Raw genomic sequence first — 22,906 nt, 5'->3', positions numbered from 1 at the left:
ATTTGAGGTCATTAGGTAGTTAGAGATTGATGACTATCTTTAACGAAAAAAGTTGAAGTCATATTTTTCAATGTTAATAAATCAGAATATTCTTTCTATTATTTCTGCAGTTACAATCTATTTACATATAAGATTATTAGGATTATATTGACAATGAAAGAGAAAACAATAGATGGAAGGGGATGTTTTTATGTTAAAAAAAGCAGCACTAGGGATTTCATCGTTAGCAATCACAGCGTTCGTCGGATTAGGGATGGCAACAGAAGCTTCAGCTGGACCAGCAGCACCACTTACTTCACTAAACGTCGTACAAGTAGAGTCTGAGCTAGGCGGGGTAGAAACAATTGTGCGCCCATAAGGGCCTTGTAAACTCTGATTTAGTAAATCAGCGGGTGAAGTGAAACAAGATAACAACCCGACACCGGTAGCCTTATCCGTAATCGAAAGTGAGCGGGGAGTGTAGCATGGCTGCAACGGGATAAGTCACTCTAATGTCATGAGTGCGACTGAATTTCTAGGTGTACCGTGGTAAACAAGGTTGAATGCTAAACTGCGTGAAGGATAAATCAAGGGGTCTTATCGACGACCATATCGAAATAGACATTGAAACGATATGTCTCTAGTTCAGCTCATCTATTTTTTGTGGAGAGAGGTGTGTTTCACACTAGAGAACCAACTAAAGTACATTAGTAAAGATTGAAAGTCCCAACCGACATTACTACAAACTATTTACAAGGTACTAAATGGGGATTACCTAAGTGGAAGCGCCATTTATGGCTATAGAGGATGATTTCAAGGTAAAAACCAAGAAATGTGGCTCTTGAATATTCCATATGGTAACGGAGCCTTCGTAGTAGTCAGAGATAGGGAAAGCCTATCACACTAACGTATGACAAATTACGTTAGGTCATGGTTGTGAAATCAGGATGGCGAAGGAAGGTAGTCAATTAGTTCATGATGATAATAAACAGGAAGGAAGCGAGATGCTGATGAGAAATCCAGTTTATGTATTGAACACCTTGTCGAAGAATACTATTAAAGAAAACTATAAGTTCAAAAGATTATATAGAAATCTTTATAATCCAGAATTCTACTATAAAGGTTATCAAGAAATATATGCCAATCCAGGTAATATGACCAGAGGAACCATAAGTAAAACTGTTGATGGCTTCTCAAAAAATAGAGTATCTAAAATCATCAACAACATTAAAAATGGTAACTATAAACCTACTCCTGTTAAGCGAGTATATATTGATAAAAAAGGGAGTAAGAAAAAACGTCCTCTTGGGGTACCGACATTTGACGATAAACTTGTCCAATTAGTAATAAAGTATATCTTAGAAGCAATTTATGAACCAAACTTCTCTGAGAACTCACATGGATTCAGGAAAAATAGGGGTTGTCATACAGCTTTGAAACAAATTAAAAAGAGTGGTAATGGAACTAAATGGTTTATTGAAGGTGATATTCAAGGTTTCTTTGACAATATCGACCACCATATCCTAATTAACCTACTAAGAAAACGTATCAATGACGAAACACTCATCGGATTAATATGGAAGTTCCTAAGAGCTGGGTACATGGAGGATTGGCAATTCCACAAAACATTCAGTGGAACACCACAAGGAGGGATTCTCAGTCCTCTTCTTGCCAACATATATCTAAACGAACTAGATATATACATGGAAAAATACGCTGAAAAGTTCGGAAAAGGTCAACCAAAAGACAGAGAAGTTGATAAAAGATATCAATACTTACACCTCAAAATAAAAAGAGGGCGTAAGAAAGCAGACTTACTAAGAGAACAAGGTAAACACAATGAAGCTCAGGAATTAATCGAGCAAGTCAACGAATGGGTTAAGGAAAGGGGACAACGTCCCTACTACAATCCAATGTCGGATAAATTTAAGTCACTAAAATATGTTAGATATGCTGATGACTTTATTGTAATGATAATCGGCAGTAAAGATGATGCCAAAGCCATTAAATCTGATATAGCTCAATTTCTCAATGAAGAATTAAAATTAACTTTATCAGAAGAAAAAACACTTATCACCCACTCTAGCAAGAAAGCAACATTTCTTGGGTACAACGTCAATATCACTAGAAACGAGTTATTTACCAAATACTCGGTGAAAGGTGCAAAAAGAAGACATCACAATCTAAAAGTAAGACTTGAAATCCCCCATGAAACATGGCGAAATAAATTACTTGCCCTGAATGTTTTAGAAATGAAGTATGTGAATGGGAAAGAAACTTGGAAACCAAAGCATAGACCGGAAATGGCACACCTAGATGATTTGGAAATACTACATAATTATGTATTACAGATCAGAGGGATGTACAACTACTACAAATATGCAGTTAATTCAACGGTACTCCAAAAATTCAGTTACGTTCTAGAATACAGCATGTATAAAACATTCGCCAATAAATATAAAAGCTCAATCGGAAAAATTAAGGGGAAATATTGCAAAAACGGTGTATTCATAGTCAATTACAAAGATAAAAAAGGCAAACAACACTCTCATTCTTTCTACAGGGAAGGATTTAGAACGGTTGATATAACTAAGATGAAAACACAAGAAAATAACATCGACAACTTGTTAGCCTCAAGAGTTCATATGTCAACAACTAGTCTTATGGATAGGTTGTCAGCCAACAAATGTGAACATTGTGGTAAAACCGATTCTAACTTAGTAATGCACCATGTCCGAAAAATGAAAGATGTTGAGAAAGGCAAAGCCAAATGGCAAAAATTAATGATTGCCCGTAGACGCAAAACATTAGCCGTATGTGAGGATTGCCATAATGAAATTCACTATGATATGAGAGTAGAACTTATAGCGAAAAACAGAAAAAAATAACTTTGACAAGCAATTGATGGAGAGCCGTATACTCTGAGAGGAGTACGTACGGTTCGGTGAGGGGTTTTGAGAAACCTATCATAGCAATATGACAAGGCGCTCGCTTCCTACTCTACAATCAGAACAGCTTCAGCACATCGCGTAACCACGGGGGAAAATATTTATATATTACAACGAAAGAAATGGGCTATGGCCAAAACCCATTTGCTAAAATGAATGGTTCTAATGTAAAAAGTATTGATTCCACTATAATTGGCGGAAGACCAATCGTTGGCTGGTATTATAAATGGGATGCTTCTGGACACCAACAAGGAACTTTTGAGTACCAAAAGACATCTATAAATGCACCATTTAATACAATGCGTACATCGATTTATATCCAATAATTTTGAAAGCGTTCGCACATATAGAATAGTAAAAAAGGTACTTCTAGGAGTACCTTTTTTTGATTTGAATCACGTTCATCTATATTTACAATCCTAATTTCACAGCAAGAATACTTCCCATAAAACAAAATCCTTAAACGTCTATAAAATTAATATGAACGCGTAGTACAAGTCCGCTACAGTTAAAGTACGTAATTTTACATATTTCAACTCAATGAAAAAGGAAGAAACTGCAGTACTTACGCCGCAGTTTTAAATTCATCCATGAACTCACAGTTTTTTAGATATATAAACATAAACGTACTACTTGCTACTCTTTTTTAAATTCAAGATTACAAAAGGAGTAGTTAAACTTATATAAGCTTAGCTTAATGGGGATGTGGCGGAACTTTAAAATTAATTACATCTTTTTCATAGCATAAATAATTTTGTATAGGGAGATGAAAGGATTTTTTTAAATAATAAAGAAGTATGTATAAACAAATATATAAATGGTAGTGATTAGGATGAAAATCAGTAAGTTTGCAGAAGTAAATAATGTAAGTGTAGATACGATTAGACATTATATGGACCTCGGACTCGTTATTTCCGAGAAAAAAGGAAGTCACTATTTTTTTGACGAGTATTGTCAAAAGGATATAGAACTTATATTAGAGTACAAATGGCTAGGGTTTAGCTTGTATGAAATTAAAGAACTGTTTCTTTATAAAAATTTAGGGAAATCCTTAGGCTATGAAAAGGATAATTTTTATCAATCTTTATTTAAAGTAAAATATGAAAAGATTGAACAAGAAATAAAAACTTTAGAGGAACGAAAATGCAAATTAAAGGAAGCGTTACATAATTTATCTATAGAAACTGAAATTTCGAGTTCAATTTTAGGGGTAGATTTAAAAGTACTTCATTTATTTAAATGTGTTAAGTGTAACGGAAATTTAATTCTTGAAGATGGCATTATTAATAAGAATCAAATTATTGAGGGAAAGTTAATTTGTAATTGTGGTGAAGAATACACGATTATTTCAGGGGTTTTAACAGCTGGTAACTCAGTGAAAGCGTATGAAAAGAAATCACTTGAAGATTCTATTTCGGATTATATTCATGAAACTGATACTGCTTTTTTGGAAAATGTTCAAAGAGGAGGAGAATGGGCGAAAAAGAAACTAATGCAATTAGATTTAAATGAAAAAATACTACTTGATTTAGGGTCTGGTATTGGGTTCTTTTTACGAAATATTTATGAAGAACTACCGGAAGAGTGTTTATATATTGCTGTTGATCGAGATTTGAATAAACTTTTACTTTTAAAAGATGTAATTGAGAGAAGAAATGTGAAAAGAAATATTGTATTTATCTGTGCCGATTTTCTAAACATACCTATTCAGAATTATTCTATTGATATTGTAATTGATCAATCAGGTACAAGTAATTATAGTTTTGAACATGAGGAGTTCTTATTGTGCGAATTAAATTCTCTTTTTAAACACAATAGTTATTTATTAAGTTCGTTTATTTTATTTAATAAATTTAGTATAAATAGCCAAATTGCACCTAGACTCAGAGAGAATTTTACATCTGTAAAAGTAACGAAAGAAATCCAAAATCTACAGTTTCAATCGATTGATGAAAGTACTTCAAATTATTTGATACGAGGGGGAAAGTACGAGGATTTCTTTGTTCAAGGAGAAGAAATTTATACATATTCATTTTTCGGAAAAAGATGGGGTTAATCCCGTCATAAAAAGTCCGTTTTTATAACGGGACTATTTATGACGATTCCTATCTATACTTTTTACGATGAAAAGAAAAAGAGAATGTTAATCTAAATGTTTAGCACTCACTGGACAGTCTCTTGTCGGTGTATGTCTAGTAAGAGAAAAGATAGCCAAACCTAAAGATAATAAAACTAAAGATCCACCAACCCAGGCCATATTGGCGACATTATGTACTTGTTTTAAAGCTATACCTCCAACTGCAGAGCCGAGTGAAATTCCTATTTGTAGGGCTGAATTATTAAAACTTTGCTGTATATCTGACGTATCCGGGGCAGTTTGGATTAAATAACTTTGTTGAGGTGGTGCAAGCCCCCAACTCAATGCAGCCCAAACTATCATAACAGGAATAAATAGGATAATAGAAACTGCAGTAAACGGTAATATAAATAAGATTAGAGCAAATAGAGTAATAACTATCAAAATACTTTTTTGAGCGCCTATTTTATCTGATAATACACCGCCAAACGCACCGCCACTTACTGCAGCTATACCAAACACTAAATAAAATATGCTAATCCAATAAGGGCTTAGGTGAAACTTATTTTCTAAAAAAGGAGTAAAATAAGCATATAGAGTATAGTGTCCTGCTAACATAAACATGGTAGCTAGATGGGCAGATCCTAGTTTAAGACTACAAACGGCCTTTAATTGGATAGATAAAGGAGTTCGGTTTTCCTCTCCAGGTATTTTATCTAAAAATACTGAAATTAAGATAATAGACCCCAATGATAAAATAGCTATACATAAAAAAATAATTCTCCAGCCAAATGTGTTTGAAATTAATATGCCTAGTGGTACTCCTAGTACAAGTGAAGAGCTAATACCCATATAAATTAATCCTAATGCTTTTGCTCGATAAGCGGGATTAACAATTTTAGCTGCAATTGTTAGGGAAAGTACTACAACTAAAGCAGTACTCATAGCAGTTAAAATTCTTGCTATCATCATAAAAGTAAAGTTCGGACTAAAATAAGTAAGTAGATTACCAATTAGAAAAATGTAAAGTGAAATAATATATAATTTTTTTCTTTCCACTTTACTTGTGAAAATCAATAATACAGGACCTGCTATTGCATAAGTAAAGGCGAAAATTGTAATTAATTGACCAGCAGAACTTAATGAAACATTAAAATCTTTAGCGATGTCTGGCAATATTCCTCCAACGATAAGCTCTACAAGACCTACCGCTATCGTTGCTAAAGCTAATATAAATACTTTGAAATTCATTTTTTATATTCCCTTCTCTGCATTATTTACCGTAGAACAAAAAAACTCCTGACTACAAACGCTAAAAGACGCATTTTGTAGTCAGGAGTTGTTGGTTCCTGGTAGAGACCCCCAAGCCATATTCTTGGAGTTATACATGATTCTCATATGTAATTAATCAACGTAATAGAAGATACCATATTATTTTTTAGATTTCAATAAAAAATTTGCATTTGTACATGTGATCTTATTAATCATTTTATTTTTTATCGTTGTAGGAGGCACTAATATCTTCAGTTGATGTGCACGGGGTTAACTCCATCTTTTTTCATTTCTTTGTAGTAATTTTTAAACACAGTGTATTGATATTGGGTTAACCCGAGAATTTACACTTTATGTAATACAAAGAAAAGTGGGGGAAAAGTGATGGGAAGTTTACGATTACATATAGAAAATAAAAAAAGAAACCAAGAACTAAGAAATATTTGTTTATATTCAATTGCAAAAACAGTATCACTATTCGGTAGCTCAATTTATAGTTTTGCATTAGGATTGTATGTTTTACAAATAACCGGATCTGCGTTACATTTTGCGATTACGCTCATATTAGGAACGATTCCAATGATTGTTATGAATCCATTTGCTGGTGTCATTGCTGATAAGGTTGATAAAAAGAAACTCGTCGTTTGTATGGATGTACTAAGCGGGTGCTTATTAATAACTGTTTATATATTAAGCAACTATTATGGATTAAACTTATTCATTATTTATACTACTACCTTTCTTATGACAGTATTTACAACGTTTTTTGGAATAGGATTAGGGGCCGTAAAACCGAATATGGTTACTAAAGAACGGTTAATGAGTATTAATTCTATAAGTAAAATTATCGATTCTATATCTTTAATTTTAGGGCCTATGTTAGGGGGGATTGTTTTTGCAGTCTTTGATATTAAAATTTTTATAATTATAAATGGTATTTCATTTATCCTTTCGGCTATTTCCATATTGTTTATTAACTTTAAATTGTTTGAGCAAAACATAAATGAGGAATGTTCAATTAGAGAAATTAATTTTATTGAAGATATAAAGGAGGGATACTCTTACTTATTGGAGCGGAAAAGCTTAAAAAATACTTTTAGTATTTTAATTTCTCTTAATTTCTTTTTAGGCTTTGCTGTAACCGTTCCGTTGCCATACATTATTAACACAGTTCTCAATCTTAATTCTAAGCAATTTGGTATGATTCAAGGGACTTTTCCGATAGGTATGATAGTTGGTGCAATATTAGTAAAAAAGATAACTGATTGTTTTTCTTATTCTTATCTATTGAAAAAAATAAGTTTTATGTTGGCAATTTTTATGATAGTTTCAGGAATACCTGTTTTATTTAAACCTATTGTAGTAAATAATTTGGTATATGTTACTACGTATTGCATGATTATGTTCTTTTTAGGATTTATGATAGCACAAATTGATATTCCTTTAATGTATTTCATGCAAAATGAGATTCCTGAAGAATATAGAGGAAGAGTTCTTAGTATTGGATTAAGCTTAGGTAAAATAATGCAGCCAATAGCACTTGCAATATCAGGACTGTTATTAAATTTCATTCCAGCCTACACGCTTCCCATTGCAGGAGGGATTGTATTTTTTACTTTGAATAAAATTTTAGCAAATAAGTTAAATTTAGAAATTCATTCAAAAGATTATAGTGTTTAACGTAACTTAAAAAGCGCAGGATCAGCATCCTGCGCTTTTCTATCGTAATTCAGCTGTTTTTCTAATAACAATCTTATCAATATCATCTTCTTCATCACCAATAAATAACCCGCGCTCTTTTAAATACGCTTCAAAATATAAATCTGCTTCTGCACGTTCATCATACGGTTTTACAGATAAAACGAAACCTAATTTGTTTTGTTCTTCTAAATGAGAAGTGGAGATGTAAGCCGGTACATTGTGGCGTAAAAAGAGTTCTTTAACCGGAATAATCATATCTTTCATTAATTTCGTTAACATACCCATTTCAAACTCGAAATTAAAGCGATCTATACTACATAAATCAGCGAATACTACACCAATAAAACCTGTATTAAATACTTCTTGATATTCTACTTCTTCATCATTACCGTAAAAATTCTTTTCGATTAAATAATTTACAAAATAAGCAATACCATCACTTTGTTCAAATGGTTTCGTTGAAAGAACAAAGCCGATTTTCTTTTGTTTATGTAAATACACACATGACATGTATGCTGAAATGTTATGTTCTTTAAATAGAGAACTTGTTGCCCCAGAGAGGCCATCAAGTACGTGATGAACAATTTGAAGTTTTTTACGAGCGAAATAATAGGATTTCTTTTGTAACTCCAATGTATCAATAAAGACAGAGCCGATAAAGCCTGTATTTGAAATGATAGGTGTTTGCTTTTTTCTTCCTCTGCGCTTTGCTTGAGCCATTGTAAAAATCATCCCTTCATGTACAATTAAAATAAAAAGAACGTTTGTTCGTATATTTATATTTTACTATTAAAACGCTATAAAGTAAAGGGTTTTTGACGAAAAAAACAACAAAAAAGACACCTGTAAAGGGTGCCTTAAACGCTGTAGGGAAGAGGGTTCATCCCTACAATTTATATTATGATACAGAAACAATCTCTTCTGTATCTTCTACATCTAAATGACAGTCCATAGTACGAACATCTTGATCTTCATGACTTCCGAAATAAATAGTAATTTTCATATGTATCGCTCCTTTATTCTAGGAATACCTAAAATAATTACTAGTAATGTTAATATTTATTATATACCACTTTTTTCATTCCGACAACGTTATATCATTTTTAATTCTTTCAGAGCGTATAGAGTGATTTATAGAGATATTTTTATAGAAATAGTTACATTTCGTATATGTTATATTTAATACTGAACGATTTGAATACGAATTTTTATGAAAGGAGAAAAAAGAATGAATTATAAACAGTTATTAATAGATAACTTCACATATAAAATGTCATATATTGCGCGTCATGTACATGAAATGAATGTAAAAGAAACGAAGGACTACATTGCTGTAGATTGTGGTTTACCTGCAGATACATTTAATATCATTACTTTACTAAACAATGATGTAACGGAAGACATTGAGAAATTATATAAAGTGATAAACAACTATAATAAAAAGAAGTTTCCAATGTGTGTTTGGTTTTGGGATAATAGCTATGAACAGGCTATAAAAAACGAATTAATAAAACTTGGCTTAAAAGAAGCAGAACAAAATATTGCGATGGTAGCAGACTTAAAGACAATTCAACCAACAATAAAAATGCCAGAAGGTTTTACGATACAAAGAGCATCTTCGTTAGGACAAATTAAAAAGTTTGGGGAAACGTTAGCTAATCTATTTGGTACATCAGAGGAAGGTATACATGTGCAAACATTTTATAATGAAACTGCTTCTTTCGATTTATGGAATAGTGAAAATATGAAACTATATTTAGGGATTTTTAAAGATGAAGTCGTATCTGTTGGTTCATTAGTATGTACAAAAGATAGTATTGGTATTTATGATATAGCAACTAAAGAAAAAATGCGAGGGCAAGGATTTGGCTCCACTATGTTTAATTACTTGCTGCAAGAAGCAAAACAATTGAAAGTTTCTCAATGCGTATTACAAGCTTCACCTGATGGGATTAATATTTATAAAAAGGCTGGTTTTCAATCTGTTGGACAAATGACTGTATTTGAAAATCGACATTTAATTGAATAAATTATTCGATCCAAATTGCTTTCATGTAGGAGTTAATACATCATTATGAAAAAGATATATATCATTACAATCATTTGCACCATTATATTACTAGGTACTTTCGTTTTACATAAAGTAGATGAACGTAAGTACACGAAAGCTATTAATCAAGCAAATCATATAAAAAACATTGCACATAGAGGCGCTTCTGCGTATGCGCCGGAACATACAATAGCAGCGTATAAATTAGGACAACAATTAAAAGGAGATTATATAGAAATTGATCTTCAAATGACAAAAGACGGACATTTAGTAGCTATGCATGATGAAACAGTAAACCGCACTACAAATGGTACGGGTCTAGTTAAGGAACATACATTAGAAGAAATAAAGAAACTTAATGCAGGTTCTTTTTTCAATGAAAAGCATCCAAGTTTAGCAAAGAAAGACTTTGAAGATGCTAAAGTCCCAACACTAGAAGAAATTATTGAAACGTTCGGGAATGGTGCAAACTATTATATTGAAACAAAATCACCAGATGAATACGCTGGTATGGAAGAGAAGCTATTAGAAATTATACAGCACTACGAAATAAGTGATAACGTTATTATTCAATCATTTAGTGAAGAAAGTCTGCAAAAAATTCATAGTTTAGATGTTACTTTACCGCTAGTACAATTACTACCTTACAAAAAGTCAGTTCAATTAACTGAATTAGAGATAAAAAAGTATAAAACATACTGCATCGGTCTTGGGATGAACTATAAATATATTGATTCCGCTTATGTAAAGAGAATAAAGAAGCACGGATTAGAAGTTCATCCATTTACTGTAGATAATGAAAAAGATATGAAAAAGTTACTTTTATGGGGCGTTGATGGGATGTTTACGAATTACCCGGATCGTTTACATTCGTTATTACAATCTTAAACTATAATGGTGTAATTATCACTGAACCAATAAAACAAGTACCCACAAGTATACAAAGATGGTTTTTGGTCCAAATGGTAACATCATTGAATGCATAAAGCCGATATTGAAATGAAATTTGAAAAAGAATCCAATACTGTTATTGGATTCTTCTTATTTAGCGCTAAGTGACTAACTTAAAGCAATACGATCTTGAATTTATAAAAAAATATTACATTGAGTATGATTTTTCATAATAATCATCAGAAAGTAACGAAAATGTAATGAAGTTTAACTACGCTTTTTATATTTTTTTGATACACTGGCTACGAGAGGAATACCGATTAATGTAGGTAAAAACCAAAACCATATAGGCGGAAGTAAATTAATTAAGGGAATATGAATACCGACATTTACTAAAAGTGCAGTAACAGCACCGATATAAGAGCCTAACATACCTCTAATATGGTGGTGAAGCCAATTCTTCCAACGTTTTTTTCGTGCGAGGTATCCATAAATCGCAAATGAATAAGAGAAAATTGCTACATAAAATAAATATGCGATTTTATCCCAGTTTATAACGGATAATATAATGGCAGTAACGGTGATCACAACATAGGATGCATGATATATTTCACCCCATTCCGTATGTTTTCCTTTCTTCTTTTGAGCAACCATCGCTACAATACCGGTGATTAAACATATCGTTCCAAATAATATGTGGATGGCTAAAAGAACGTTGAAAATGCTCATAATAATTCCTCCTTTTTTTATTTTTATAGTATTGCAGTATAGGAGAAAAGTTGAAACATATTGTTTATTCGCCTTAATATATTGAAATAAAGGTACTTCTAGAACAAGTTTAAACGGACAAATTTTTCTTGAGTTTAGTGAGACACGTATTACGTGAAATGAAGGAGAGACTTCCATGTTTACATCTATTACATATTTACAATCAGGGAATGACAAGCAACAAAAGGTATATGATGTTTTGAACAAACTAAATATTATGGAGGATTTAGCTTTATATAATCCCGTTCTTTGCGGGACAATCCCGATAAGAATTGATACTCCTCAATCTGACTTAGATATTGTAATGGAAGTATATAACTTTGATGTTTTTGAGCAAGAAATGAGATCTTTATATGGTTCTTATAGAGGGTTCAACATAAAAAAGAAAAAAATGAAAGGTACTGAATCGATAAAGGTGAATTTTGAATTCGAAGGTTTTGAATTTGAATTATTTGCTCAACCTAAGCCAGTGCGTAATCAAAATGCATATAGACATATGATAGTGGAGCACATGTTATTAATGCAGCATCCTCATATAAGGGAAGAAGTTATTCACTTAAAGGAACAAGGTTTAAAAACAGAACCTGCTTTTGCTCAAGTATTAAATATTGACGGAGATCCTTATGAAGAACTTATTTTATTAGGGCAGGAAATGAAATTGTGGTAAATAAAATACGTGAAAAAATCCTCCAAAAACAAAAGAGGATTTTTTTATGCCGTTAACTTCCGAATTAATTCACTGAGCAATTTAATTCCGTTAGTCATTTGTTCTGGAGAAGCATATCCATATGATAAACGAATGTACTGATCTGATTCTTCTTCATAAATACGTCCCGGGTTTAAAAGAATTCCTTTTGATAGTGCCTCTGAAAATAGTTTTTTCATCGGAATGTTATGTACAACCTTTAGCCATATAAAAACTCCACCACTAGGAATATCCCACGATGCAATATCTGCACAATATTTATTTAAAGCTCGTATCATTATTTGTCTTCGTTTTTTCAGGTGCATTCTTACGTTTGCTACATGTTCTTCATAAAAACCTTCATTTATCCATTCAGCAGCTACTCTTTGAGATAAAGAGCTTGATCCATAGTCTGTTTGCATTTTTATATCTGACAATCTATCAATAACAGGTTCTGGTCCAATTATCCATCCAATTCTAAGTCCAGGGCTAAGTGTTTTAGAGAGACTACCAATATATAATACATGTCCATGTTTATCTATTGACTTTAAAGGAGCTGGAGGTGATTCATCAATCCATAACTCTCGGTAAATATCATCCTCGATGATAGGCAACTGCTCTTTTTTACATATTTTTAATATTTCTTTTCTTCGCTCTTTGGACATCAATATCCCCGTTGGATTTTGAAAACAAGGGATTGAATATAAAATATTATTCTTTTGACTATATTTAATTCGTTTTAACAAGTCGTTAGGTAAAATACCGTGATGATCCATTGATATACCGGATAAGTTTATATTTGCTGATTGAAAAACATGAAGTGAATATAAGTAAGAAGGTTGTTCAAGTAAAACAGTTGATTTTCTATGTAAAAGACCAATTGATATTAATTGTAATGCTTGGAGTGCACCCGAGACTATTAATATAGAACCCGGTGATGCATGTATTCCAAATGATTTTACGTATTTGCTTATTGCTTCACGTAACGGATAAAAACCTTTTTGTTCTTCGTATCCGAAATAATCTAATTCCTCACTGACGTTTTTTATTATAGATTGCATAGTTTCGAGCGGAAAAAGATGAGGTGCAAGTTCACCTTTACTAAGATGGATAAGCGTTTTATTTGCTTCTGCTTCATTTATTTCTCGCACCATTAACTTACTTGGTTTATGAATACCGGCCTTTACATATTCACTCCAATCAGGCGGGGGATTAGTTGCTAATAATGACCATGTATTATTTGTTACAATTGTTCCTGCTCCGATTTGTCCTTGAATTAAACCATCTGCCATAAGTTCATCTAGCGCAGTTATTACAGTACTTCGATTTACATGAAATAATTTTGCTAACTGCCGCTGACTAGGGATTTTACTTCCAATTGGCCATTCTCCGTTTTCAATTTTTTCTTTCATATAGTCTATTATCTGCCGATATTTGGGCACTTTTTTATCGGTTGTCATATAAAAAACTCCTTCGTTAATTTAAAAGATTCAAAGTGGTTGGTTTTTCCGATAAATAACTGGTTGAAGACATTGTATCAACTATTAAATATGATGAAAAGAAATAATTGGTAATTTAAAAATGGTTGGTTTATTAAGGAGGGAGAGAAAACATGCATAATAAAAAATGGGATTTACGCATTATATGTGCTCATGCTTTTACAATTCTTATATGGGGAACTGCTTTTCCAGCAATTCGTCTGGGGCTTGAATCTTATACGCCTGAACACCTTACTTTACTACGCTTATTAATCGCCTCATTTATACTTTTGTTATTTTCATTTATATACAAACTACGATTACCGGATTTAAAGGATATCCCAGCATTTTTTATATTTGGTGCTTTAGGGTTTACTATTTATCACATCGCATTAAATTACGGCGAAAAAACAGTCAATGCTGGATCTGCAAGTTTAATAATTTCAGTCACTCCAATAGTGACGGCAATTTTTGCTTCTGTTTTTTTGAATGAAAAAATGAAATTAAATGGCTGGATCGGTGGTGTAATGAGTTTTGCAGGAATTGCCTTAATTTCATTTAGCCAAGGCGACGCTATTCAATTAAATAGCGGGGGATTATTTATATTATTAGCGGCGATTTCAGAAAGTCTATTTTTCGTTTTCCAAACATCTTACTTAAAAAAATACGGTTTCTTACCATTTACCATATATACAATTTTTTCTAGTACTGTATGTATGCTTATTTTCTTACCCGGAGTTTATCAAGAAATATTAGCAGCTCCTCTTGAAGTTAACTTGAGTGTTATATATTTAGGTGTCTTTCCAACAGTACTCCCGTATATTGCATTGGCCTATATTATATCTCGTGCTGGTGCTTCTGAAGCAACAAGTTCTCTATATTTAACGCCAATAACTGCGTGTTTCATTGCTTGGATATGGTTAGGAGAAGTGCCAACTTTAGTTTCAATAATTGGCGGTGGAATTACTATACTTGGAATTGTGATTGCTCATATACCAGTATTAAGAAAAGAAAAACATAGGAATTTAGTAAATAATCAATCCGTATAATGTAATTCAATAATGATTTTATGATACTTTTTTATATAGTTTCTTTCTTATGTTGATAAATATAATATTTTGTATTTCAGTTAAATATTGTATGTTACATTTTATGTAGTAAGCATTTTAAAAGGAGCTGACAACATAATGAATGGAAAAAGAAAAATTTTCACATGTATTTCTATTGTAGGAATCGGACTAGCTAGTTTTTCTAATTCTAGTTTCGCAGCAAGTGTAACGGACAATTCAGTACAAAATTCTATTCCCGTAGTTAATCAACAAGTAGCTGCTGCAAAGGAAATGAAACCATTTCCGCAGCAAGTTAATTATGCAGGTGTTATAAAACCGAATCATGTTACACAGGAAAGTTTAAATGCTTCTGTAAGAAGTTACTACGATAATTGGAAAAAGAAATATTTGAAAAATGATTTATCTTCTTTACCTGGTGGTTATTACATAAAAGGAGAGATTACAGGTGATGCAGATGGGTTTAAGCCACTTGGAACTTCAGAAGGTCAAGGGTATGGGATGATAATTACAGTATTAATGGCTGGTTATGATTCGAATGCTCAAAAAATCTATGACGGTTTATTTAAAACAGCAAGAACTTTTAAAAGTTCTCAAAATCCTAATTTAATGGGATGGGTTGTCGCAGATAGTAAAAAAGCACAAGGTCATTTTGATTCTGCTACTGATGGAGATTTAGATATTGCGTATTCTCTTCTTCTTGCTCATAAGCAGTGGGGATCTAATGGAACAGTTAATTATTTGAAAGAAGCACAAGACATGATTACAAAAGGTATTAAAGCTAGTAATGTTACAAATAATAACCGACTAAATTTAGGAGATTGGGATTCTAAAAGTTCACTTGATACGAGACCATCTGATTGGATGATGTCACACCTTAGAGCATTTTATGAATTTACAGGTGATAAAACTTGGCTTACTGTTATTAATAATTTGTACGATGTTTATACGCAATTTAGTAATACATACTCTCCAAATACAGGACTTATTTCAGATTTCGTTGTAAAAAACCCACCACAACCCGCACCTAAAGACTTCTTAGATGAGTCAGAATATACAAATGCATATTATTACAATGCTAGTCGGGTACCATTGAGAATTGTAATGGACTATGCGATGTACGGCGAGAAAAGAAGTAAAGTCATTTCTGATAAAGTTTCTTCGTGGATTCAAAATAAAACGAATGGAAATCCTTCTAAAATTGTGGATGGTTATCAATTAAATGGATCTAATATTGGTAGTTATTCAACTGCTGTATTTGTTTCACCGTTTATTGCTGCAAGTATAACAAGTAGCAATAATCAAAAGTGGGTAAATAGCGGTTGGGATTGGATGAAGAATAAGAGAGAAAGTTATTTTAGTGATAGTTATAATTTATTAACTATGTTATTTATTACAGGAAATTGGTGGAAACCTGTACCTGATGATACAAAAATACAAAATCAAATAAATGATGCAATTTATGAAGGATACGATAATTAATTAAATTTGAGAATGGTTACTCAAGAAAGGAATTAGCATACGCTAGTTCCTTTTTAATATTTTGTAAAACATTATCCATTCTAAAATTTGCATAGATATACTTGCTTTTTTCATATACATAGTTACTAATGACTCAATTTTTTCGTGAGAGGAGCGTATTTCTTGGAAAAAGTATTATTTTTCGGAGACCCAGGTATTGATGACTCATTTGCCATTATGTATGGCTTACTGCATCCCGAAATTGAAATTGTCGGTATTGTAACTGGATACGGAAATGTTGAGCATATACATGCTGCACATAATGCAACGTATATTTTGCAGTTAGCAAATAGACAAGACATTCCTGTCATTAGTGGTGCAACAAAACCACTTACAGAAGAAATTACTACGTACTATCCTGAAATTCACGGAGCAGAAGGATTAGGGCCTATCCATGTTCCAGAAAATGTATTATCTATTCCAATATATAATTTCGGCAGTATTGCTGCGATTCTTATAAAGTACGGAAAAGATTTGACAATTGTTGATGTAGGAAGATCTACCTCGTTAGCAATTGCTTTTAATTTATGGAATGATTTAATGCTAAATGTAAAAGGAATCTATTTCATGGGTGGTGTTTTTTTAGAAGTAGGAAACGTTACGCCGTTAGCAGAGGCAAATGTGTATGGAGATCCTATAGCAAGTAAAATTGTTTTCCATCAAGCAAAGAATTTATTCATATTCCCTTTAAATGTAACAAACAAAGCTGTGTTAACACCAAATGTGTTTGACTATATTCAAGCTAATTCAAAGAATCCATCCCATACGATAATGAAACCAATGTATGATTACTATTTTTCTGCATACCAAAAACTTAATCCATCTATCGAAGGGCCATTGCTTCATGATGTGGTTGCTATAAGTGGATTAGTTAACCAAAGTTTTTTTGAATTTGCGCATCGTACAGTGAATGTAGATACATACGGAGATACGAAAGGACAAACATTTGCTGATTTTCGCCCTAACTCTAAATCTGAAGGAGCCCGTATAGCTTTAGAAATAGATGCAGAAAAATTCATTCAAGATTTTATAAAAATTATGTTATAAGTCGTTGTCGAAAAAGGGAATTATTTCGCTACGTTGAATATAAACATACATCCTCTATATAAGGGAGCTTACAATATTGAATGTCCAGTTAAAGGTTGTTACGAGAGAAAATTGGGAAGAAGCATTAAAACTACAAGTTAAAGAAAATCAGTTGAAATTTGTTCCATCCGTAGCAGTTTCGCTTGCTAAAGTATATATAAAACCAGATGGTGACAATGTAGAGTACATACCACTCGCTATATACGATGGTGACCTTATGGTTGGTTTTGTTATGCATGCTGTTGTAAGAGAGACATCAGATATGTATTGGATTAACGGATTTATTATTGATCAATCGCAGCAAGGTAATGGTTATGGAAAAGCAGCATTACAAGAAAGTATTAATATAATAAAAAATACTTTTAAATCGTGTAAAGAAATTAGATTAACAGTACATAAAGATAATATCTCTGCAAAGAAACTATATGAACGATATGGTTTCATATCATTAGGACAGGAGTATGATGGTGAGCAAGTATATCGTTTATTTGTTTAACTATTATGAAGTAAAGGTGTGAAATGAAATATGCAATTTACTGAATTGAAAATTGAAGTATTCATTCCTGAAGAATATATTGAAACATTAAGGGATGAATTAAATAAAATTGGAGCATGTAAAACGGGCGAATATGACCATTGTCTTTCCTATAGTTCAGTGAAAGGATATTGGAGACCTTTAGACGAGGCATCTCCTTTTAATGGAGAAATTGGTCGAATATGCGAAGGGCAAGAATGTAAAGTTGAAATAAAGTGTAAACGAGAACTTGTAAAAGATGCTCTTGAAGTTATTAATGATATGCATCCGTATGAAACACCTATGATTTATATTATACCAATACTAAATGACTATTTTGAGCAACTATACATTGAATAACTAGGAGGAATATCAATTGAAAAGTAAATTCCATCATATTGTACGAGCAGTCATGATAAAAGATGAAAAATTATTAGTTGCTGAATATATTGGCCATCATTATTTTTTACCTGGTGGCCATGTTGAAATTGGAGAATCAGTAGAGAATGCATTAATAAGAGAGTTAAGAGAAGAACTTGGAGTAAACTGTAGTATACAACAATTTTTAGGAGTCATAGAAAATCAATGGCAAGATAAAGAAGTGCTCCATCATGAAATTAATCACATTTTTGAAGTAGAGTCACAAGATTTACATACGGACTTAACACCGAAATCGAGCGAGTCTCATTTAGCATTTCACTGGATAGATTATAATAAAGAAGCCTTAAATCATTATGAAATCATGCCAATGCCTTTAGTGAAGGAATTACTAGAAAGAAAGTTAAGTGATGAACTACTAAATTGTTGGATTAGTAATTTTTAAATCACTTTATTTATAGTAAATACGTCCATCGAATAAATATAAAGAAAATAGGCTGAAAAACAAGGTACATCACCTAGTGTAAGTTCATATTTTGTTGATGTACGCATTTAGTCTATAGTCTTGTTTCTATTTTGTTTACAAAAATATATAAACTTTAACGTTTGGGCGAAATTTATATTTATAAATGGAGGGGTTCGTAATGAATCAGTTTCAACATGAATTACAAACATTAAACCTTAATGATTATCAAACTGGTAATGTTGTGTATTGGGATCAACAACAAAGCCAATATCCATATTATTACATCCAAGGCGATGCACGTCGTTGTGGCGGATGCGGAGGTTGTGGTGGACGCTGTGGCGGTTGCGGCGGTGGCAGATGTGGTGGTTGCGTAGGTTGTGCCGGATGTTTTGGTTGCTTTAATTGCTGGAACTGGTGGATTATTTAAATATAGTACATCATTAATATTTTATATGAAAGAAAGGTGTAAATACTGTTTATACTTTTCTTTCATACTGTAATTTTGATGTGTATTAAGGGGGATTTATTTGTATACATATGATAAGTTGATTTCTTGGGTAGAGAATATAAAAGAAAAAAATCATAGTTCTGCTACAGCAATTTGTATTATAAAAAATAATAAAGTCGTATTAGAGCATTATAGCGGTTATCACTCAAATACATCGACTAATAAAAAAGTAACCGCATCTTCGCAGTTCAACGTTGCTTCTGCTAGAAAAAGTTATTTAGGATTAATGATAGCGTATGCGCTTTACGAGGGGAAAATAAACTCTATTGATGATGAAGCGATAAAATATTTTAAAGACTTTAATCCTGCATTGCTTGGTAAAACAACGATAAGACATTTGGTAACACATTCGCACGGATTAGAAGAAATGAATGACGGGACAATTTTTCGTGAATTTGAACCGGGACAAGCATGGGCATATAGAGATATTAATGTAAGAATGATGACACGTCTTATTTATCAGCTATATAACAAAAGTTTTCCTGAATTGTTAAAGGAGCGTGTTTTTAAGCCTGCTAATTTTCAAGAAACAGGTTGGAGAGTTCAGCGAGATGAAAATTTAGTTGACGTTGTTAATAATCCAAATGAAGACGCGACTAGTGAAATTGGTACGGTAGATGACGGTACTGAAAAAAATCTGTTTGTCTCAGCTAGAGAATTTGCTTATTGGGGCAATCTTCATTTAAATCAAGGTGTGATAAACGGTAAGCAAATTGTTCCAAAAGAAGTTATAAAAATCGCTACGAGTTTGCAGAGTCCAACATATGTAAATAAAGAGCTACCACAAAATGGCTTGTTTTGGTTCGTTCAAAATGAACCTGCACAATTAAGCGAACTTGGTGAACGTGTTCCAAAAGGGTCATATCAAATATTAGGGATTACTGGACCGACTATTTTAGTAATACCTGAATATAATGTAGTTGTTGCAAAAATGTATAACAAAAGATATAACTACGGCGGTGATAATTACTTATATTATTTACGTGAATTTAGTAATTTAGTCGCTGATACATTTAGTAACGGTAATAGGGCATAATTACTCCTATAACAAAAAGGAGTGATTGTAAGTGAAAGATAAAGTGAACAAAAATAAAAAACAAAATATAAAAGATGTAAATACAGAGCAAAATGCAATTTATAGCGATCCTAAAGATGCAGCTAATATGCAAACTGTACCGCAGCCGAAGGATTTTGATGAAATCGAATATTAATTTTTCATCCGACTATATGATGAATGAAAAATACGTCTTAAGTCTCATCACATATAAGAAATTATTTGATAACATATATACATAAGCATTCGAAAATGGCTTATCTTAACAAAGCTTTCTTTAGAAACATCTGATATAACCTGCAAAAGACACTTCTTTATGAAGTGTCTTTTTGTGTATATGAACTTAATTACCATTTTCCGTACAGTATCTTGCAATTTACGATGGATATACTAACTGTGAAAATCTATGTCAAGATAAAAGAAGGGGACAGTTAGTATGAAACAAACTTCTATAAATCCGTTACTAATTGTTCTAGGTACAATCATTGTTCAAATTGGCCTTGGAACAATTTATACATGGAGTTTATTTAATCAACCCCTTGTAAGTAAGTTTGGATGGAATCTTAATTCAGTAGCGATAACTTTCTCTATAACAAGTTTTTCTTTATCATTCTCAACTTTATTTGCAGCAAAATTGCAGAAAAAATTAGGACTTCGGAAACTTATTGCTACTGCAGGAATTGTTTTAGGACTCGGCTTAATACTTAGTTCACAAGTTTCTTCCTTACCACTATTATATTTATTAGCTGGTGTTGTTGTTGGTTATGCGGATGGAACAGCTTATATTACATCACTATCTAATTTAATTAAATGGTTTCCAAATCGGAAAGGGCTTATTTCAGGTATATCTGTATCAGCGTATGGAATGGGCAGCTTAATCTTTAGATATATAAACGGAAATTTTATCGATAACCTTGGTGTATCACAAGCATTCTTATATTGGGGTATTATCGTGTTACTTTTAGTGTTAATCGGATCGTTCTTCTTACGTGAGGCAATTGTAAGTAATGCTGTAACTGAAACATTGCACAATGACTATACTCCGCGTGAAATGATGCGAACGAAACAAGTATATCTGCTATTTTTTATGTTATTTACCTCGTGTATGGGTGGTTTGTATTTAATCAGTATGGTAAAAGATATCGGTGTACAACTCGTTGGACTTAGCGCAGCAACCGCTGCAAACGCCGTTGCTATGATTGCAATTTTTAATACAGTAGGTAGAATTATTCTTGGGACGTTATCAGATAAAATCGGCCGAATGAAAATTGTCTCTGCAACGTTTATTATTATAGGATTGTCAGTCTTTACTTTAAGTTTTATTCCGCTAAATTACGGAATCTATTTTGCTTGTGTAGCAAGTGTCGCCTTTTGCTTCGGCGGTAATATAACTATATTCCCAGCTATTGTCGGAGATTTCTTTGGATTAAAAAACCATAGTACAAATTACGGGATTGTCTACCAAGGTTTCGGATTTGGTGCGCTTGCAGGATCATTTATTGGAGCGATACTCGGGGGATTTCAACCAACTTTCATTATAATCGGTGTTTTAAGTGTTATTTCCTTCATTATTTCAATATTAATCCGCCCACCAAATGTAGAAAAGAAAAAGGAACTAAAACATTTACATCGGAAAGTAGCTTAATTTTAAAAAGAGTCCTCATGTTAGGGCTCTTTTTTATTCCATTAACTTTGCTTCTTTACGAACTTATTAAAGACAGGACAATTTCATTATAAAATTGAATAGATAAGTAAAAAGGAGCGTGACACTTAAAATGAAAATAGTACAGCAGTGGGTACAAGAAGATAGTGATTACATAAGAGAGAAAGTAATTGAATACAATCAAAAATATCTTGCAGATGAAGAAAAAACACCTTCAGAAAAGGTTAGTTTCATAGTAAGAAATGAAAAAGAAGAAATAGTAGGTGGGGTAACAGCAATAACTTTTTGGCACCATGTACACGTTGAGTTTCTATGGGTTTCTGAAGAATATAGGCATAAAGGTTACGGAAGCAAGTTAATAAAGCTTATTGAAGAATTTGCAATTGAAAAAGGGTGTAGGTTAATTAATTTAGATACTTTTAGTTTCCAAGCACCTGATTTTTATAAGAAACATGGATATAAAGTAATTGGAGTAAGTGAAGATCATCCGAAAGGACATAATCATTATTATTTAGAAAAACGGTTAAAAAGTATATAGAATTTGTTAACGTTAGTATTTGAAATACAAATGCAATAAGGGCGAGGTTATTATTAATTTCAGTATTAATTGAATCAATTTTTATACTAAAACTGCAAGAACGTACTTTGGATAATCTTCCTAAGGTACGTTCTTTTTTTATATCAGTAGCCTATTCTTATTAACTCCAACAATAGCGGTAAAGGCAAGACTTAACTAACTTATATATATTAAAAGGAGTTAATGGTAGAATGAATAGAAGACAGAAAATTCCTTTTATTTA

The 22,906-nt window shown here is 32.3% G+C and carries 21 protein-coding genes, 2 pseudogenes and 1 riboswitch; of the genes and pseudogenes, 19 read left to right on the top strand and 4 right to left on the bottom strand.

Features of this window, described 5'->3' with window-relative positions; all coding sequences use genetic code 11:
- Positions 1–190: 190 nt before the first annotated feature.
- From QCI79_RS27300 to QCI79_RS27285, 4 genes and pseudogenes are all read left to right on the top strand, one after another.
- Positions 191–346: pseudogene (locus QCI79_RS27300) on the top strand (DUF4879 domain-containing protein); the annotation flags it as partial.
- Positions 347–989: 643 nt separating this feature from the next.
- Positions 990–2,867 carry a reverse transcriptase domain-containing protein gene (locus QCI79_RS27295; RefSeq protein WP_309009745.1) on the top strand — a complete coding sequence of 626 codons (1,878 nt, stop codon included), beginning with the start codon at positions 990–992 and terminating at the stop codon, positions 2,865–2,867.
- 116 nt (positions 2,868–2,983) lie between these two features.
- A pseudogene (locus QCI79_RS27290) lies at positions 2,984–3,253 on the top strand (DUF4879 domain-containing protein); the annotation flags it as partial.
- 506 nt (positions 3,254–3,759) lie between these two features.
- On the top strand, positions 3,760–4,983 hold the full coding sequence (locus QCI79_RS27285; RefSeq protein ID WP_000703291.1) for a MerR family transcriptional regulator: 1,224 nt from the start codon (positions 3,760–3,762) through the stop codon (positions 4,981–4,983).
- Positions 4,984–5,070: 87 nt separating this feature from the next.
- Here QCI79_RS27285 and QCI79_RS27280 read toward each other — a convergent pair whose 3' ends face one another.
- Positions 5,071–6,255 carry an MFS transporter gene (locus QCI79_RS27280; RefSeq protein ID WP_001009821.1) on the bottom strand — a complete coding sequence of 395 codons (1,185 nt, stop codon included), beginning with the start codon at positions 6,253–6,255 and terminating at the stop codon, positions 5,071–5,073.
- A 58-nt stretch (positions 6,256–6,313) separates the two neighbouring features.
- Positions 6,314–6,413, bottom strand: a riboswitch (purine riboswitch).
- Between the two features lie 247 nt (positions 6,414–6,660).
- Here QCI79_RS27280 and QCI79_RS27275 point away from each other — a divergent pair.
- A complete protein-coding gene (locus QCI79_RS27275; RefSeq protein WP_000535168.1) occupies positions 6,661–7,956 on the top strand; it encodes an MFS transporter in 1,296 nt (431 codons plus the stop codon).
- Positions 7,957–7,995: 39 nt separating this feature from the next.
- Here QCI79_RS27275 and QCI79_RS27270 read toward each other — a convergent pair whose 3' ends face one another.
- The gene (locus QCI79_RS27270; RefSeq protein ID WP_002196556.1) at positions 7,996–8,709 is read right to left on the bottom strand and encodes a hypothetical protein; all 714 of its coding nucleotides are present in this window, start codon (positions 8,707–8,709) and stop codon (positions 7,996–7,998) included.
- Between the two features lie 496 nt (positions 8,710–9,205).
- On the opposite strand from QCI79_RS27270, the gene QCI79_RS27265 reads away from it, so the two are divergent.
- Positions 9,206–10,006: a GNAT family N-acetyltransferase gene (locus tag QCI79_RS27265; protein ID WP_001107073.1), complete on the top strand. Its 801-nt coding sequence runs from the start codon at positions 9,206–9,208 to the stop codon at positions 10,004–10,006.
- Between the two features lie 45 nt (positions 10,007–10,051).
- Complete coding sequence (locus QCI79_RS27260) at positions 10,052–10,915, top strand: glycerophosphodiester phosphodiesterase (RefSeq protein WP_000725523.1); 864 nt, start codon at positions 10,052–10,054, stop codon at positions 10,913–10,915.
- A 270-nt stretch (positions 10,916–11,185) separates the two neighbouring features.
- On the opposite strand, the gene QCI79_RS27255 is transcribed toward QCI79_RS27260, so the two are convergent.
- Positions 11,186–11,647 carry a DUF2306 domain-containing protein gene (locus tag QCI79_RS27255; RefSeq protein WP_000021774.1) on the bottom strand — a complete coding sequence of 154 codons (462 nt, stop codon included), beginning with the start codon at positions 11,645–11,647 and terminating at the stop codon, positions 11,186–11,188.
- A gap of 175 nt (positions 11,648–11,822) precedes the next feature.
- Between QCI79_RS27255 and QCI79_RS27250 the strand changes: the two genes are divergently transcribed.
- Positions 11,823–12,353: a DUF4269 domain-containing protein gene (locus tag QCI79_RS27250; RefSeq protein ID WP_000495176.1), complete on the top strand. Its 531-nt coding sequence runs from the start codon at positions 11,823–11,825 to the stop codon at positions 12,351–12,353.
- A gap of 44 nt (positions 12,354–12,397) precedes the next feature.
- Here QCI79_RS27250 and norG read toward each other — a convergent pair whose 3' ends face one another.
- Positions 12,398–13,831 carry an efflux pump transcription regulator NorG gene (gene norG / locus QCI79_RS27245; RefSeq protein WP_000205600.1) on the bottom strand — a complete coding sequence of 478 codons (1,434 nt, stop codon included), beginning with the start codon at positions 13,829–13,831 and terminating at the stop codon, positions 12,398–12,400.
- Between the two features lie 152 nt (positions 13,832–13,983).
- Between norG and QCI79_RS27240 the strand changes: the two genes are divergently transcribed.
- From QCI79_RS27240 to QCI79_RS27190, 11 genes are all read left to right on the top strand, one after another.
- A complete protein-coding gene (locus QCI79_RS27240) occupies positions 13,984–14,898 on the top strand; it encodes a DMT family transporter (protein ID WP_000551608.1) in 915 nt (304 codons plus the stop codon).
- A 138-nt stretch (positions 14,899–15,036) separates the two neighbouring features.
- A complete protein-coding gene (locus QCI79_RS27235) occupies positions 15,037–16,398 on the top strand; it encodes a family 8 glycosyl hydrolase (protein ID WP_001013594.1) in 1,362 nt (453 codons plus the stop codon).
- A 162-nt stretch (positions 16,399–16,560) separates the two neighbouring features.
- On the top strand, positions 16,561–17,484 hold the full coding sequence (locus tag QCI79_RS27230; RefSeq protein WP_021727921.1) for a nucleoside hydrolase: 924 nt from the start codon (positions 16,561–16,563) through the stop codon (positions 17,482–17,484).
- Positions 17,485–17,560: 76 nt separating this feature from the next.
- Positions 17,561–18,019, top strand: coding sequence for a GNAT family N-acetyltransferase (locus tag QCI79_RS27225; protein ID WP_001102682.1), 459 nt, complete (start codon positions 17,561–17,563; stop codon positions 18,017–18,019).
- 30 nt (positions 18,020–18,049) lie between these two features.
- Positions 18,050–18,397 (top strand): divalent cation tolerance protein CutA, encoded by a 348-nt coding sequence (gene cutA / locus QCI79_RS27220; protein WP_001160775.1) that lies wholly within the window; start codon positions 18,050–18,052, stop codon positions 18,395–18,397.
- Positions 18,398–18,413: 16 nt separating this feature from the next.
- Positions 18,414–18,860, top strand: coding sequence for an NUDIX domain-containing protein (locus tag QCI79_RS27215; RefSeq protein WP_000836836.1), 447 nt, complete (start codon positions 18,414–18,416; stop codon positions 18,858–18,860).
- Between the two features lie 199 nt (positions 18,861–19,059).
- Positions 19,060–19,308 carry a heterocycloanthracin/sonorensin family bacteriocin gene (locus QCI79_RS27210; protein ID WP_001071345.1) on the top strand — a complete coding sequence of 83 codons (249 nt, stop codon included), beginning with the start codon at positions 19,060–19,062 and terminating at the stop codon, positions 19,306–19,308.
- A 100-nt stretch (positions 19,309–19,408) separates the two neighbouring features.
- A complete protein-coding gene (locus QCI79_RS27205) occupies positions 19,409–20,425 on the top strand; it encodes a serine hydrolase domain-containing protein (protein ID WP_000288900.1) in 1,017 nt (338 codons plus the stop codon).
- A 31-nt stretch (positions 20,426–20,456) separates the two neighbouring features.
- Positions 20,457–20,600, top strand: a complete 144-nt coding sequence (locus QCI79_RS27200) for a hypothetical protein (RefSeq protein ID WP_000653680.1) — start codon at positions 20,457–20,459, stop codon at positions 20,598–20,600.
- Between the two features lie 279 nt (positions 20,601–20,879).
- Positions 20,880–22,088, top strand: coding sequence for an L-lactate MFS transporter (locus tag QCI79_RS27195; protein WP_000815125.1), 1,209 nt, complete (start codon positions 20,880–20,882; stop codon positions 22,086–22,088).
- Positions 22,089–22,218: 130 nt separating this feature from the next.
- Positions 22,219–22,644, top strand: a complete 426-nt coding sequence (locus QCI79_RS27190) for a GNAT family N-acetyltransferase (RefSeq protein ID WP_000706907.1) — start codon at positions 22,219–22,221, stop codon at positions 22,642–22,644.
- The last annotated feature ends 262 nt before the right edge of the window (positions 22,645–22,906 follow it).

Source organism: Bacillus cereus group sp. MG1, assembly GCF_040460035.1.
Taxonomy (GTDB): domain Bacteria; phylum Bacillota; class Bacilli; order Bacillales; family Bacillaceae_G; genus Bacillus_A; species Bacillus_A cereus.
The sequence above is the reverse complement of the archived record's forward strand: the minus strand, read 5'-3'. Positions and strand labels throughout refer to the sequence as shown.